This is a genomic window from Ectopseudomonas khazarica (assembly GCF_017915135.1).
Classification (GTDB): Bacteria; Pseudomonadota; Gammaproteobacteria; order Pseudomonadales; family Pseudomonadaceae; genus Aquipseudomonas; species Aquipseudomonas khazarica.
Genome location: NZ_CP068551.1, coordinates 4,603,088 through 4,616,695, shown reverse-complemented (window position 1 = coordinate 4,616,695; position 13,608 = coordinate 4,603,088). Strand labels below are relative to the sequence as shown.

Genomic DNA, 13,608 nt, shown 5'->3' with positions numbered 1-13,608 from the left:
TCGGGCTGTCGCGAACGGCTCAGGCGCCAGTGAAGGGGCGGGTCAGGCGTGCGCTGATCTTGCGCACCAGCCAGCGCGGCGCCAGGCGCGGGCTCATTGCCAGCAGGCGGTTGCGCCAGCCGGGAATGATCAGGGCGCGGCCCTTCTGCAGGGCGCGCACGGTGATGAGCGCCACTTCCTCGGCGCTCATCATCAGCCTGCTGCCGGCGAGGCGGCTGACGTCCATCCGCGCCGAGCGGAAGAATGCACTGTGCGTCGGCCCGGGGCAGAGGACGGAGACCCGGACGCCACGCGCGCGCAACTCCTCGCGCAGGCCTTCGGAGAAGTGCAGGACATAGGCCTTGCTGGCGTAGTAGCTGCTCATCCACGGGCCCGGCTGGAACGCCGCGAGCGATGCCACGTTGAGAATCTGTCCGCCGCCCTGTTCGGCCATGCGCTGACCGAGGGCATGGCAGAGGCGGGTCAAGGCCAGGACGTTGACTTCCAGCTGCTCCTGCTCGCGGCCCCAGTCCTGTTCGAGGAACGGGCCGGCGCAGCCCAGGCCGGCGTTGTTCACCAGCAGGTCGATGTGCCACTGGCCCTGTTCCAGTTCGATCAGCAGCCCGGACAGCTGCAGGGGCTCGCTCAGGTCGCAGAGCCGGAACAGCACCTCGACGCCGAAGCGCTGTGCCAGCTCGCAGGCGATGCTTTCCAGGGTTTCACGCCGGCGCGCCACCAGGATCAGGTTGCGCCCACGACGCGCCAGGGCTTCGGCCATGGCCAGGCCGATGCCGCTGGATGCGCCGGTAACCAATGCATAGCTGCGCATGATGGGGCGTCAACGATCCCGTCTGTAGGCCGGCACTAGCCGAGGTAGCCCTGGTAGGCAGGCAGGGCGATGGCCGCGACGATGCCCGCGATTGGTACCAGCAGGAACAGCCAGGCCAGGACCTTGACCCCGGTGCTGTTGGGCGGTGGCGGCGGACCGTAGCGGTTGACGCCCTGAGTACCCGGAATGATCAGCATGAGCAGGGCAAACACGCTGCCGACGACGGGGACGAAGTTGAGCAGCCAGAGCCAGCCCGACCAGCCCATGTCATGCAGGCGCTGCACGCCAATGAACACGCTGATCACGATCATGGCAATGACCGCGATACCCAGCAGCGGCCCGCCAAGAGTGCTGGAAATGGCCGATGCGCCCGCGAACAGCGCCATCAGCGGCAGGGAGCAGAGCAGCATGGCCATGGTCCAGGCGAGGTAGCGCACGCGGCCGATACGGCCGTTGACGCTGAATACCTTGAGTTCGGAATACTCGGGCAGTGCCTCCGCGACATTGGCCTGCGGCGGTGCGTAAGGGGAGGCGCCAGCGGCGTCTGCGACCTGCGCCGGGGCGGCTTCGGCCAGCTGGGCCTGGCGAGCGAGGTACTTCTCGATGATGATGCCGCAGGCGGAGCATTCGCTGGCCTTGGCCTGCTCATGCCCGCACTTGGGGCAGGTCATGCGATTGGTATCCGTCGGTGCGGGCTCGGTGTGTTCCTCGGTCGGAACCAGGCTCAGGCTGGCGCTCTGATCCAGCTCCTTGCGCACGTTGGCGCCGGCCTTCTGCAGGGCATTGAGGTACTGGTTCGCCTCGTGTTCCTCGAGGTCGCGCTTGAGTGCCACCGGGGTGCCGCTGAACAGGCTGTCGATGCGGGTCGCATCGCTCTTGAACAGGCGGGCCAGATTGTCCTTGACCGTTTCCAGTGTGGTCTCCGGCATCAGTTGGCCATCGAACACTATCTTGTAGCGCGGTTGGTTCATGCGAGCTTCCTTGTCTGCTGGAAGATAGAAGTGGGCTAAGCCTAGAGGGACGCGAGGCCAATATACAAGCGGCCTGAGCTGCGAGCGATGGGCAATGTTCAGGCGTGGCCTATTGTGCTCCAGCGGCCCACCAGCTGGCCGCGGCGTAGTAGACGTATTTCGCTGAAATCGGCCAGCAGGCCCTCGCTGACGGCGGGGCGTAGGAACGCCCAGTCCCCGCTGCGCAGTTGCGTGCCTGCGCTGCCGATCAGGCGTTCCTGGTTGGCACTGCGGCCATACAGGGGGTCGTAGTCGAGGCCTTGTGGCGAAACGGGTTGCGCTGGCCAGCGGCCACCGTACAGGTAGTAGGCGCGCTGCCGGTTCGGGTTCCAGGCGCTGATCGCTGGCTGCAGCGGCTGCAGGTAGGGCAGGGCGCCGTCAACCGCCTTGAGTACCGGCGCAGCGATCCACAAGGCCGGCTGGTGCGCCTGTAGCAGCGCGGTATCGAAGTCCGCAGGCTTGAGCAGGGCGGAGCCGACGGCGACTTCATTGAGCACACTGGCCTGCTGGCTGTGCAGGGGGTAGGTCAGGCTGCCGCCGCCGTTGAGCAGGAGCTGCGCCGGCCACCGCTTGTCGAGCGAGCGTACGCTGTCGATGAACGCGCGATAGCGCGCATCGCTGTCGGCGAAGGCTTGCTGCTGGCGTACCCAGGGCGGGCTGTGGGCAACATGGGCGTCGTAGCCCATCAGGCCGCGGCACTGCAGCAGCGGGTAGCGGACAAGCTGCTGCACAGCCTGGTTCAGTGCCAGCGGGCTGGCGAAGCCGCCACGCTGCAGGCTGACATCGATTTCCAGCGCGATGCGCAACGGCTGGTTCAGCGCCTTGGCCAGCTCGGCGTACTGCAGCAGGCGCTGTTCGCTGTCGATCAGCCAGGTCACCTGGCGCGCCGCGTCGAAAGTCAGGTGCTGTGGCAACTGGCGGTGGAAGTTCAGGGCCGCCTCGACGGGCAGCGGCTTGCCCAGCAGCAGGTCAGCCTGGGGGAAACTCCTGGCCAGACGATTCAGCTGAGGTTGCTGAAAGACCATGAAACGCTGGGTCTGCAGGCGTTTGCCCAGGTACTCCAGCAGGCCACTGCTGGCCAGCGACTTGGTCACCAGGCGTAACGCGAGGCGTTCCGGCAGGCGCGCGGCGAGCAGGTCGGCATTGGCGTCCAGCCGGTCGAGGTCGAGCAGCAGGGTGGGCAGGCCATCGCCATCCTGTTGCAGCTGCCGATTCAGCGCGGCGAAATAGGCGTCATGCACCTGCCCCCGGTCATGCGGGCGCAGCGCCCAGCCGCCGAGCAGGCCCAGCGCTCCCAGGCCGAGCAGGTGACGGCGTTTCATCGTGGCCAGCGTTGCCCCAGTTGCTGGCTGCGGACCACTGCCGCGCGGTACTCGCTGTCGAGTCGTGCGACCAGCTCCTGTACCGATGGCAGGTCATCGATGGCGCCAACCCCCTGGCCGGCCGACCATACGGTTTTCCACGCCTTGGCCTCGTCATCCATCGGCTTGAGTTTCTCGCCGTAGTTGATGCTGGCCTTGTTTTGCAGCTGATTCAGGTCGTAACCCGCCTGTTCCAGGCTCTGGCGCATGAAGCTGGCCGGCACGCCGGAGACGGCGGGTGTGTGGATGATGTCGGCGGCGCGGGCGCCGAGGATCATGTCCCGGTAGGCGGCAGGGGCGTCGTTCTGCGTGGTGGCGATGAAGCGTGTGCCCATGTAGGCCAGGTCCGCGCCCAGCAACTGGGCGGCGAGAATCTCGTGGCCGTGGTTGAGGCAGCCAGACAGCAGCACGGTCTTGTCGAAGAACTGACGGATCTCGGCCAGCAGCGCGAAAGGGCTCCAGGTGCCCGCATGGCCACCAGCGCCCGCAGCCACCGCGATCAGCCCGTCGACACCGGCATCTGCGGCCTTCTCGGCGTGACGGCGGGTGGTCACGTCATGGAACACCAGGCCGCCATAGCCATGCACGGCGTCGACCACTTCCTTCACCGCGCCCAGGCTGGTGATGACGATCGGCACGCGGCGCTCGACGCAGATGGCCAGGTCGGCCTGCAGTCGCGGGTTGCTCTGGTGCACGATCAGGTTGACGGCGAAGGGCGCGGCGTCGGGCTGCAGGCTGGCGTTAATCTCGTCGAGCCAGGCGGAGAAGCCGCTGCTTTCACGCTGGTTGAGCGCTGGAAAGCTGCCGACGATGCCGCTGTTGCAGCAGGCGCTGACCAGTGCCGGGTTGGATACCAGAAACATCGGAGCGGCTACCAGGGGCAGACGCAGGCGTTGCTCGAGCAGAGTAGGCAGAGACATGGCGGTTTCCTCAGAAGGGGCGGACGACGACCAGAATGACGATGCCCAGCAGAGCCAGCACCGGCGCTTCGTTGAACCAGCGATAGAACACATGGCTGCGGCTGTTCTCACCCCGCGCGAAGCGCTTCAGCTGAGCGCCGCACAGGTGGTGATAGATGACCAGGGCGACCACCAGTGTCAGCTTGGCGTGCATCCAGCCCTGGGAGAAATAGTAGGAAGGGTTGAGGCTCAGCAGCCAGATGCCCAGGCCCAGTGTCGCGATCATCGACGGCAGCATGATGCCGCGGTAGAGCTTGCGCTCCATCACGCAGAAACGTTCATGGCTGGCGCTGTCGTCGCTCATCGCGTGATAGACGAACAGGCGCGGCAGATAGAACAGGCCGGCGAACCAGCAGACCACGGCGATGATGTGCAGGGCCTTGAGCCAGAGATAGAGCATTTGCGTGTCTCATGCTGAAAATTGCCCCGATAGTAGAGGCAGGCAACGCTTTACGTCACCTCCGCGGTTGGAGCTTGGCCGATGCGGCTTTATCATCGGCAACTTTCCAATGGCTTTTGTGAAGGGGCATGTGATGATCAAGGTCGGTATCGTCGGCGGCACGGGTTACACCGGTGTCGAACTGCTGCGTCTGCTGGCGCAACACCCGCAGGCTGAAGTGACCGTCATCACTTCCCGTTCCGAAGCCGGCCTGCGTGTCGACGAGATGTACCCCAACCTGCGCGGCCACTACCCGGACCTCGCATTCAGCGTGCCGGACGTCGCCACCCTGGGCGCCTGCGATGTGGTGTTCTTCGCCACGCCTCACGGTGTGGCCCATGCCCTGGCCGGCGAACTGCTGGCTGCCGGCACGCGAGTGATCGACCTGTCCGCCGACTTCCGTCTGCAGGATGCCGAGGAGTGGGCCAAGTGGTACGGCCAGCCGCACGGCGCACCGGAGCTGCTGAGCGAGGCGGTGTATGGCTTGCCCGAGGTCAACCGTGAGGCGATCAAGGCGGCGCGTCTGATCGCCGTGCCGGGTTGCTACCCGACGGCCACCCAGCTTGGCCTGATCCCGTTGCTGGAGGCCGGGCTGGCAGACACCGGCAGTCTGATTGCCGACTGCAAGAGTGGCGTCAGCGGCGCCGGGCGTGGCGCCAGCGTCGGCTCGCTGTTCTGCGAGGCCGGCGAAAGCATGAAAGCCTACTCGGTCAAAGGCCATCGCCACCTGCCGGAAATCCGCCAGGGGCTGCGCCTGGCCGCGGGCAGCGACGTCGGCCTGACCTTCGTCCCGCACCTGACACCGATGATCCGTGGTATTCACGCCACCCTGTATGCGCGCGTGGCCGATACCTCGGTGGATCTGCAGGCACTGTTCGAGAAGCGCTATGCGGGCGAGCCGTTCGTCGACGTGATGCCGGCCGGCAGCCACCCGGAAACCCGCAGCGTGCGCGGCGGCAATGTCTGCCGGATCGCGCTGCATCGACCTCAGGGCGGTGACCTGGTGGTGGTGCTGTCGGTCATCGACAACCTGGTCAAGGGGGCGTCCGGCCAGGCAGTGCAGAACATGAACATCCTCTTCGGCCTCGACGAGCGCCTCGGTCTGTCGCACGCGGCTCTGTTGCCGTGACAGCGGGTTGGGAAGTTCGCCTCAGCGATCCGCGCCGTGATCGTCGCCGTCGTTGGTCGCTGTTGCTGCTGGTGCTCGCGCTGCCAGCGGCATTCGCCCTGGGCTGGTACTGGCCGCAGGCTGCGCCGCAGCAGAGCCCGGAGCAAAGGCAGGCGCTGCTGACGCGCCTGGCCGAGCAGGACCAGGAACTGGAGCTGCTGCGCCAACGCCTGGCTGTGGTGGGCAGCAGCGACAAGGTGAGTCAGCAGGCGATCGAACAGAACCGCCTGACCATCAAGCTGCTCGAGGAGCAGATCTTCAAACAGCAGCAGGACCTGGCCTTCTACAAGGGCGTGCTGGCGCCTGCCAGTCGCCGCGAAGGCCTGCGCATTCGCACGTTTGAGCTGCAAGCCACGGACGTACCTCGGCGTTTCCGCTACAAATTGCTGATGAGCCGAGTCGGCGCCAGTGACGAGGCGCTGCAGGGGAAAATGCGTGTCATCGTCGAAGGTCGGCAGGGGGGTAAAACCGCCTCTCTGGCGCTGTCGACGTTGTCCGATGACGTGAGTGAAAACCCCATCCCATTTTCCTTCAAGCATTTCCAGTCCTTTCCCGAGGCTGGCCGCTTCGGTGAATTGCAGCTGCCTGAAGGCTTCGAGCCGCTTCAGGTCAAGGTTCAGGCGGAAGTCGAAGGCGACAAGCCGCTGAACCGTACGTTCGAATGGATCAAATCAGGAGTTATGACCCCCCATGTGGAGTAAAGACAAGGCCAAACCCGACCTGCAGCGTTTCAGCGGCAAGACCAGCCTGATTGCTGCCGGTGCCGAGCTGGTGGGCGACATGCGCTTTCAGGGCGCGGTGCAGGTGGACGGCAAGGTCACCGGAAACCTGCTGGCCACCGAAGGGCTGGTTCGCGTCAGTGTGGGTGGGCTGGTTGAAGGAGAGGTGCGCGCCCCCCATATCGTCATCGACGGCGAAGTGATCGGTGACGTGTTCGCCAGCGGCCATCTCGAACTGGGCGCGCGTTCGCGTGTGCGCGGCAATCTGCACTATGCCCTGATGGAAATGGCCATGGGGGCGCAGATCGAAGGTCGCCTTCACCATCTCAAGGACGGCGACAAGCCGCTTGAGCTGCCAGCCTTGGTAGATGCCGAGCAATAGTTGACCGATTTTGTAGGGCAAGCGGATAATGCATGCCCAACGCAGTATGGCGCATGGCGCCGGGAGTTCAGCATGAGCGTCGAAACCTTCACCCCTGCCCCTTTGCACTTCACCCAGGGTGCGGCCAGCAAGGTGAAGACCCTGGTCGATGAAGAAGGCAATCCGCGTCTGAAGTTGCGCGTGTTCGTCACGGGCGGTGGCTGCTCGGGCTTTCAGTACGGCTTCACCTTCGATGAAGACGTCGCCGAGGATGACACCATCGTCGAGCGCGAGGGTGTCAGCCTGGTGGTCGATGCCATGAGCTTCCAGTATCTGGTCGGCTCCGAGGTCGATTACCAGGAAGGGCTCGAGGGTTCGCGCTTCGTGATCAAGAACCCCAATGCCACCACGACCTGTGGCTGTGGTTCGTCCTTCTCGATCTGAGCACCTTGCCAGATGAAAAACGCCGCGCTCGATGCGCGGCGTTTTCGTTCAGGCGGGATAGATCGCGCCGAGGATGCGCAGCCCAGCGGCTCCGGTAACGCTCGGCCGGTTACCCGGAATCCTCTCCAGGGTGCAGTGGGCGAGCCAGGCGAAGGCCATGGCCTCGACCCAGTCCGGGTCGATACCCTGCGCAGCCGTGCTCCGCACGTCGGCTCCTTGCATCAGCGCGCTCAGGCGCTGCATGAGGCAGGTGTTGTGCGCGCCGCCGCCGCATACCAGCAGGACATCGGTACGTGCCTGCGCAGTGCGCAAGGCACTGGTGATGCTGCGGGCAGTGAGTTCGACCAGCGTCGCCTGAACATCCTCGCCCGCTATCGCAGGCAAGGCCTGCAGGTGGCCGAGCAGCCAGTCGAGGTTGAACAGCTCGCGGCCGGTACTCTTGGGGCCGGCCGTCGCGAAGAACGGATCGCTCAGCAGTCGGCTCAGCAGGCCGGGGTGCACGGTGCCAGTGGCAGCCCAGGCACCGTCGCGGTCATAGTTGAGCCCCTGGCAGTGATGAATCCAGGCATCGAGCAGGACGTTGCCGGGGCCGCTGTCGAAGCCCAGCACCTCTCCATCCGGGGCCAGCAGGCTGAGATTGCTGAAGCCGCCGACGTTGAGCACGGCCACCTGACGCTGGCCATCAGCAAACAGACTCTGATGGAAGGCGGGCACCAAGGGCGCGCCCTGGCCACCCGCCGCAACATCACGGCGGCGGAAGTCCGCGACCACGCAGATGCCGGTCAGCTCGGCGAGTAGCGCGGGGTTGCCGATCTGGATGGTGAAACCACGGGCAGGTTCATGGCGCACGGTCTGGCCATGGCTGCCAATGGCGCGAATCTGTTGTGCGGTCAGGTTCTGCTGTTTCAGCAGCTCGTCGATGCCCTGTGCGGCGAGCTCGACCCAGCGCTGTTCGGCAATGGCGGCGCGAGCCAGCTCATTCTCGCCAGGTGCGCAGAGTGCCAGCAGATCGCTGCGCAGTGTCTCGGGCATTGGCCGGTAGAGGGTCGCGAGGAGGCGAGGGGAGTGGTCTTGCTCGATCAGTGCGATGTCCAGGCCGTCCAGGCTGGTACCGGACATCACACCCACATAAAGAGACATGGATTACTGCTTGTTGCTGGCCAGCATGGTGGCCTTTTCCTGATCCATGCGTGCCATCAGCGGCTTGCTCAGTTGCATGAAGCGTTGCTTCTCGCTCGCAGCAATCGGGTCGGCCATTGGCAGCTTCTGGCTCAGCGGGTCGACGTGCACACCATTGACCTGGAACTCGTAGTGCAGGTGCGGGCCGGTCGACAGGCCGGTGGTGCCGATATAGCCGATGATCTGCCCTTGCTTGACGTTGACGCCGTTGCGAATGCCCTTGGCGAAGCCCTGCATGTGCGCATAGAGCGTCCGGTAGCGCTGTCCGTGCTGGATGATCACCGTATTGCCATAACCGCCATTACGACCGGCCAGGGCGATCTTGCCGTCGCCGGCCGCCTTGATCGGTGTGCCGCGTGGCGCTGCGTAGTCGACACCCTTGTGCGCGCGAATCTTGTTCAGGATCGGGTGCTTGCGTCCGGTGGAGAAGCGCGAGCTGATGCGGGCAAAGTCCACCGGCGTGCGGATGAATGCCTTGCGCATGCTTTCGCCGTTGGCGCTGTAGTAGCTGGTCGCGCCCTGCTTGTTGGTGTAGCGCACGGCGGTGTAGGTCTTGCCGCGGTTGGTGAAGCGTGCGGACAGGATGTCGCCGGTGCCGACGCGCTTGCCGTTGACCACCTTCTCCTCGTAGATCACCTCGAACTCGTCGCCTTCGCGAATGTCCATGGCGAAATCGATGTCGTAACCGAAGACGTTGGCCAGGTCCATGGTCAAGCCATGAGACAGACCTGCACGCTTGGCCGAGAGGAACAGAGAGCTGTTGATCACGCCATGGCTGTAGGCCGTCACGACTTCCGGCTTGACCTGGTCACGCTGGAAATCGAAGCTATCGGCGTCACGGCTCAGGCGAATGGTTTCCAGTTCACTGAGCTTGCTCTGCAGGCTTTTCAGCTTGCCGTCGTCACCCAGTTGGAAGTCGAGTACCTGGCCGACCTTGAGGCGGCTGAATTGCTTGGCTTCCTTGCTGCTGTTGAGCGCCTCGTGCAGGTCGTTCGCGTTCAGCCCAACCTTGGCAAAGACCGTGGACAGCGTATCGCCGTTGCTGACGGTGACGCTGTGCTGGTTGGGATCGGAAGGAGTGGTGTCGGCTGTTGCTGGATTCTTTTCATCAGCGCCATCTCCGACGCTGTTTTCGGCGCTATCTGCGCTCGGTCCGATCTTGGCGAACGGCGAGGCAGCGCCAGAGGCTGGCTGTCCCGCTCGGAGGTCGTCCTTTTCCTGCAGCACCAACTCGGCTTCGCTGCCGAGGTCCAGATCGAGAAAGGTCTTCTGCGCTTCGACTTCACGCGAAGGAAACACCAGCAGAGCCAGGCTCAGCAGCGCAGCTACACCACTCGCAGCCAGGATATGGCTCTTGGGGTAGGGCGGGGCTTTAGGGATATTTTGCGTCATGGCGTGAGGCGTTTTCTTGGAATGTGCATTAACTGTATAAAATATAACCAAAATCGGCTCGGGGCAACCCTTGAGATGCCCTGTCTGCGACCGCCGGGCCAACCATGGGCAAAACTTGTAATTAGTTTGCGATCTTGTATGGTTGGTTCCCTTTCAATTTCCAGTGGTTGCGGGTTCTGTCATGAAGTCGGTCGAAGAGCAGCTGGCGCTGATCAAGCGCGGTGCGGAAGAGGTTCTGGTTGAAGCGGAGCTGGTCGAAAAGCTCAAGCGTGGTCAGCCGCTGCGGATCAAGGCGGGTTTCGACCCTACCGCGCCGGATCTGCACCTCGGTCATACCGTGCTTATTAATAAGCTGCGTCAGTTCCAGGAGCTGGGGCATCAGGTGATCTTCCTGATCGGTGACTTCACCGGAATGATTGGTGATCCCAGCGGCAAGAGCGCTACTCGTCCGCCGCTGACCCGCGAGCAGGTACTGGACAACGCCGAGACCTACAAGCAGCAGGTGTTCAAGATCCTCGATCCGGCCAAGACCGAAGTGGCGTTCAACTCCACCTGGATGGATCAGCTCACACCGGCCGACTTCATTCGCCTGGCGTCGCAGTACACCGTTGCGCGGATGCTCGAGCGCGATGACTTCGACAAGCGCTACAGCAGCAACCAGCCGATTGCCATTCACGAGTTCCTCTACCCGCTGGTGCAGGGGTACGACTCCGTTGCGCTCAAGGCGGATGTGGAACTTGGCGGTACCGACCAGAAGTTCAACCTGCTGATGGGGCGCGAACTGCAGCGTGCCTACGGTCAGGAGTCGCAGTGCATCGTCACCATGCCTCTGCTCGAAGGGCTCGATGGCGTGAAGAAGATGTCCAAGTCCCTGGGCAACTACGTGGGTATCCAGGAAGCGCCTGGCGTGATGTACAACAAGCTGGTGTCCATGCCGGATGCATTGATGTGGCGCTACTTCGAGCTACTCAGCTTCCGCTCCATGGAGGAGATCGAGCAGTTCAGGCGCGATGTCGAGCAGGGTGCCAACCCGCGTGACATCAAGATCAAGCTGGCCGAGGAACTGGTTGCGCGTTTCCATGGTGAAGAGGCAGCTGCCAATGCGCATCGCTCGGCCGGTAACCGCATGAAGGATGGCGAGCTGCCGGACGACCTGCCCGAGGTCGAGCTGGTTTCGGCTGAAGATATGCCGATCTCGTCCGTCCTTAATAAGGCAGGCCTGGTGAAGAACGCTGCGGTAGCGCGTGATCTGCTGGGCTCCGGCGGTGTGCGGGTCGATGGCGAGGTGGTCGATCGTTCCTTCCTGTTCAAGGTGGGCGAGGCCCATGTCTGCCAGGCGGGCAAGAAAGCCTTCGCGCGGGTCGTGCTCAAGGCCGAGTAATAAAATTGCAATTTAAGCTTGACGCGCGTTCTGTGGGTTGTAGAATGCGCGCCACTTCAGCGATGAAGCTCTTCGAAAACTTCTTGTTAATCAATAAGTTAAGTTTAAAAGAGGGGTTGCAAAGCTGGGTCAGGCGTGTAGAATTCGCGCCGGTCGACAGGGTGGTGGTTGAGTCCTGTTGGTGATTCGGTCGAGTGGATCGAAAGCGGTAGAAAAGAGGTGGTTGACAGCGGTTTTGAATGCTGTAGAATGCGCCTCCCGCTGGAGAGAAGAAGCTCTGATCGAAAGCGCAAGTGGTTGAGTAGAAAGAAAAAATTCTTCGAAAAACAGCTTGACAGAAACAAAGGCTGCTGTAGAATGCGCGGCCTCGGTTGAGACGAAAGACTTAACCAACTGTTCTTTAACAACTGAATCAAGCAATTCGTGTGGGTGCTTGTGAGGTAAGACTGGTAGTCAACTGATTATCAGCATCACAAGTAACACTCGTGAATTCGAGAGTTTATTTGCGATTGCTGAGCCAAGTTTAGGGTTTTCTCAAAACCCAAGCAGTATTGAACTGAAGAGTTTGATCATGGCTCAGATTGAACGCTGGCGGCAGGCCTAACACATGCAAGTCGAGCGGATGAGGGGAGCTTGCTCCTGGATTCAGCGGCGGACGGGTGAGTAATGCCTAGGAATCTGCCTGGTAGTGGGGGATAACGTTCCGAAAGGAACGCTAATACCGCGTACGTCCTACGGGAGAAAGCAGGGGACCTTCGGGCCTTGCGCTATCAGATGAGCCTAGGTCGGATTAGCTAGTTGGTGAGGTAATGGCTCACCAAGGCGACGATCCGTAACTGGTCTGAGAGGATGATCAGTCACACTGGAACTGAGACACGGTCCAGACTCCTACGGGAGGCAGCAGTGGGGAATATTGGACAATGGGCGAAAGCCTGATCCAGCCATGCCGCGTGTGTGAAGAAGGTCTTCGGATTGTAAAGCACTTTAAGTTGGGAGGAAGGGCTGTAGGCTAATATCCTGCGGTTTTGACGTTACCAACAGAATAAGCACCGGCTAACTTCGTGCCAGCAGCCGCGGTAATACGAAGGGTGCAAGCGTTAATCGGAATTACTGGGCGTAAAGCGCGCGTAGGTGGTTCGTTAAGTTGGATGTGAAAGCCCCGGGCTCAACCTGGGAACTGCATCCAAAACTGGCGAGCTAGAGTACGGTAGAGGGTAGTGGAATTTCCTGTGTAGCGGTGAAATGCGTAGATATAGGAAGGAACACCAGTGGCGAAGGCGACTACCTGGACTGATACTGACACTGAGGTGCGAAAGCGTGGGGAGCAAACAGGATTAGATACCCTGGTAGTCCACGCCGTAAACGATGTCAACTAGCCGTTGGAATCCTTGAGATTTTAGTGGCGCAGCTAACGCATTAAGTTGACCGCCTGGGGAGTACGGCCGCAAGGTTAAAACTCAAATGAATTGACGGGGGCCCGCACAAGCGGTGGAGCATGTGGTTTAATTCGAAGCAACGCGAAGAACCTTACCTGGCCTTGACATGCTGAGAACTTTCCAGAGATGGATTGGTGCCTTCGGGAACTCAGACACAGGTGCTGCATGGCTGTCGTCAGCTCGTGTCGTGAGATGTTGGGTTAAGTCCCGTAACGAGCGCAACCCTTGTCCTTAGTTACCAGCACGTTATGGTGGGCACTCTAAGGAGACTGCCGGTGACAAACCGGAGGAAGGTGGGGATGACGTCAAGTCATCATGGCCCTTACGGCCAGGGCTACACACGTGCTACAATGGTCGGTACAAAGGGTTGCCAAGCCGCGAGGTGGAGCTAATCCCATAAAACCGATCGTAGTCCGGATCGCAGTCTGCAACTCGACTGCGTGAAGTCGGAATCGCTAGTAATCGTGAATCAGAATGTCACGGTGAATACGTTCCCGGGCCTTGTACACACCGCCCGTCACACCATGGGAGTGGGTTGCTCCAGAAGTAGCTAGTCTAACCTTCGGGGGGACGGTTACCACGGAGTGATTCATGACTGGGGTGAAGTCGTAACAAGGTAGCCGTAGGGGAACCTGCGGCTGGATCACCTCCTTAATCGAAGACTTCAGCTTTCTCATAAGCTCCCACACGAATTGCTTGATTCACTGTAGAAGACGATGCTGTAACGCGGCGACCCTGTGATAGGTCTGTAGCTCAGTTGGTTAGAGCGCACCCCTGATAAGGGTGAGGTCGGCAGTTCAAATCTGCCCAGACCTACCAATTCAGGTGCAGATGCTTACGGGGCCATAGCTCAGCTGGGAGAGCGCCTGCTTTGCACGCAGGAGGTCAGCGGTTCGATCCCGCTTGGCTCCACCATTACAGCATGATCGTAGAGAGTTCAGAAATGAGCGC

Annotated in this window: 12 protein-coding genes, 2 tRNA genes and 1 rRNA gene; 8 read left to right on the top strand and 7 right to left on the bottom strand. The window is 61.8% G+C overall.

Features of this window, described 5'->3' with window-relative positions:
• Positions 1-19: 19 nt before the first annotated feature.
• The 5 genes from JLK41_RS21825 to hemJ form a co-directional block, all read right to left on the bottom strand.
• Positions 20-808: an SDR family NAD(P)-dependent oxidoreductase gene (locus JLK41_RS21825; protein WP_210389793.1), complete on the bottom strand. Its 789-nt coding sequence runs from the start codon at positions 806-808 to the stop codon at positions 20-22.
• Between the two features lie 35 nt (positions 809-843).
• Positions 844-1,779 carry a DUF805 domain-containing protein gene (locus JLK41_RS21820; protein WP_210389792.1) on the bottom strand — a complete coding sequence of 312 codons (936 nt, stop codon included), beginning with the start codon at positions 1,777-1,779 and terminating at the stop codon, positions 844-846.
• A 98-nt stretch (positions 1,780-1,877) separates the two neighbouring features.
• Positions 1,878-3,140 (bottom strand): alanine racemase, encoded by a 1,263-nt coding sequence (locus tag JLK41_RS21815; RefSeq protein ID WP_210389791.1) that lies wholly within the window; start codon positions 3,138-3,140, stop codon positions 1,878-1,880.
• Positions 3,137-4,099: an NAD(P)H-dependent flavin oxidoreductase gene (locus JLK41_RS21810; RefSeq protein ID WP_210389790.1), complete on the bottom strand. Its 963-nt coding sequence runs from the start codon at positions 4,097-4,099 to the stop codon at positions 3,137-3,139. The genes JLK41_RS21815 and JLK41_RS21810 overlap by 4 nt, the downstream gene beginning before the upstream one ends.
• Before the next feature lie 10 nt (positions 4,100-4,109).
• Positions 4,110-4,538: a protoporphyrinogen oxidase HemJ gene (gene hemJ, locus JLK41_RS21805; protein ID WP_047586843.1), complete on the bottom strand. Its 429-nt coding sequence runs from the start codon at positions 4,536-4,538 to the stop codon at positions 4,110-4,112.
• A gap of 133 nt (positions 4,539-4,671) precedes the next feature.
• On the opposite strand from hemJ, the gene argC reads away from it, so the two are divergent.
• The 4 genes from argC (at position 4,672) to erpA (ending at position 7,269) form a co-directional block, all read left to right on the top strand.
• Entirely contained in the window at positions 4,672-5,706 is a 1,035-nt protein-coding gene (gene argC / locus JLK41_RS21800) for an N-acetyl-gamma-glutamyl-phosphate reductase (RefSeq protein ID WP_037054957.1), read from the top strand.
• Positions 5,703-6,446, top strand: coding sequence for a DUF6776 family protein (locus JLK41_RS21795; protein WP_244976445.1), 744 nt, complete (start codon positions 5,703-5,705; stop codon positions 6,444-6,446). Before argC ends, JLK41_RS21795 begins: the two co-directional genes overlap by 4 nt.
• Positions 6,436-6,846: a bactofilin family protein gene (locus JLK41_RS21790; protein ID WP_037054952.1), complete on the top strand. Its 411-nt coding sequence runs from the start codon at positions 6,436-6,438 to the stop codon at positions 6,844-6,846. Before JLK41_RS21795 ends, JLK41_RS21790 begins: the two co-directional genes overlap by 11 nt.
• 72 nt (positions 6,847-6,918) lie before the next feature.
• Positions 6,919-7,269 carry an iron-sulfur cluster insertion protein ErpA gene (gene erpA / locus JLK41_RS21785; protein WP_004373465.1) on the top strand — a complete coding sequence of 117 codons (351 nt, stop codon included), beginning with the start codon at positions 6,919-6,921 and terminating at the stop codon, positions 7,267-7,269.
• A gap of 48 nt (positions 7,270-7,317) precedes the next feature.
• Here the strand turns inward: erpA and JLK41_RS21780 are convergent, their stop codons facing one another.
• Together JLK41_RS21780 and JLK41_RS21775 are read right to left on the bottom strand one after the other, a co-directional pair.
• The gene (locus tag JLK41_RS21780; RefSeq protein WP_210389789.1) at positions 7,318-8,409 is read right to left on the bottom strand and encodes an anhydro-N-acetylmuramic acid kinase; all 1,092 of its coding nucleotides are present in this window, start codon (positions 8,407-8,409) and stop codon (positions 7,318-7,320) included.
• Positions 8,410-8,412: 3 nt separating this feature from the next.
• The gene (locus JLK41_RS21775; RefSeq protein ID WP_210389788.1) at positions 8,413-9,840 is read right to left on the bottom strand and encodes a peptidoglycan DD-metalloendopeptidase family protein; all 1,428 of its coding nucleotides are present in this window, start codon (positions 9,838-9,840) and stop codon (positions 8,413-8,415) included.
• Between the two features lie 181 nt (positions 9,841-10,021).
• Between JLK41_RS21775 and tyrS the strand changes: the two genes are divergently transcribed.
• From tyrS to JLK41_RS21755, 4 genes are all read left to right on the top strand, one after another.
• Positions 10,022-11,221 carry a tyrosine--tRNA ligase gene (gene tyrS, locus JLK41_RS21770; RefSeq protein WP_152489710.1) on the top strand — a complete coding sequence of 400 codons (1,200 nt, stop codon included), beginning with the start codon at positions 10,022-10,024 and terminating at the stop codon, positions 11,219-11,221.
• A gap of 553 nt (positions 11,222-11,774) precedes the next feature.
• Positions 11,775-13,311, top strand: a 16S ribosomal RNA gene (locus tag JLK41_RS21765).
• An 88-nt stretch (positions 13,312-13,399) separates the two neighbouring features.
• Positions 13,400-13,476, top strand: a tRNA-Ile gene (locus tag JLK41_RS21760).
• A 20-nt stretch (positions 13,477-13,496) separates the two neighbouring features.
• Positions 13,497-13,572: transfer RNA gene (locus JLK41_RS21755), tRNA-Ala, on the top strand.
• The last annotated feature ends 36 nt before the right edge of the window (positions 13,573-13,608 follow it).

Bases quoted from the DNA above. Each gene is read 5' to 3' on its own strand.
- JLK41_RS21820 (WP_210389792.1), bottom strand. From the start codon at position 1,779: ATGAACCAACCGCGCTACAAGATAGTGTTCGATGGCCAACTGATGCCG.
- JLK41_RS21810 (WP_210389790.1), bottom strand. From the start codon at position 4,099: ATGTCTCTGCCTACTCTGCTCGAGCAACGCCTGCGTCTGCCCCTGGTA.
- JLK41_RS21815 (WP_210389791.1), bottom strand. From the start codon at position 3,140: ATGAAACGCCGTCACCTGCTCGGCCTGGGAGCGCTGGGCCTGCTCGGC.
- argC (WP_037054957.1), top strand. From the start codon at position 4,672: ATGATCAAGGTCGGTATCGTCGGCGGCACGGGTTACACCGGTGTCGAA.
- JLK41_RS21825 (WP_210389793.1), bottom strand. From the start codon at position 808: ATGCGCAGCTATGCATTGGTTACCGGCGCATCCAGCGGCATCGGCCTG.
- tyrS (WP_152489710.1), top strand. From the start codon at position 10,022: ATGAAGTCGGTCGAAGAGCAGCTGGCGCTGATCAAGCGCGGTGCGGAA.
- JLK41_RS21780 (WP_210389789.1), bottom strand. From the start codon at position 8,409: ATGTCTCTTTATGTGGGTGTGATGTCCGGTACCAGCCTGGACGGCCTG.
- erpA (WP_004373465.1), top strand. From the start codon at position 6,919: ATGAGCGTCGAAACCTTCACCCCTGCCCCTTTGCACTTCACCCAGGGT.
- hemJ (WP_047586843.1), bottom strand. From the start codon at position 4,538: ATGCTCTATCTCTGGCTCAAGGCCCTGCACATCATCGCCGTGGTCTGC.
- JLK41_RS21775 (WP_210389788.1), bottom strand. From the start codon at position 9,840: ATGACGCAAAATATCCCTAAAGCCCCGCCCTACCCCAAGAGCCATATC.
- JLK41_RS21790 (WP_037054952.1), top strand. From the start codon at position 6,436: ATGTGGAGTAAAGACAAGGCCAAACCCGACCTGCAGCGTTTCAGCGGC.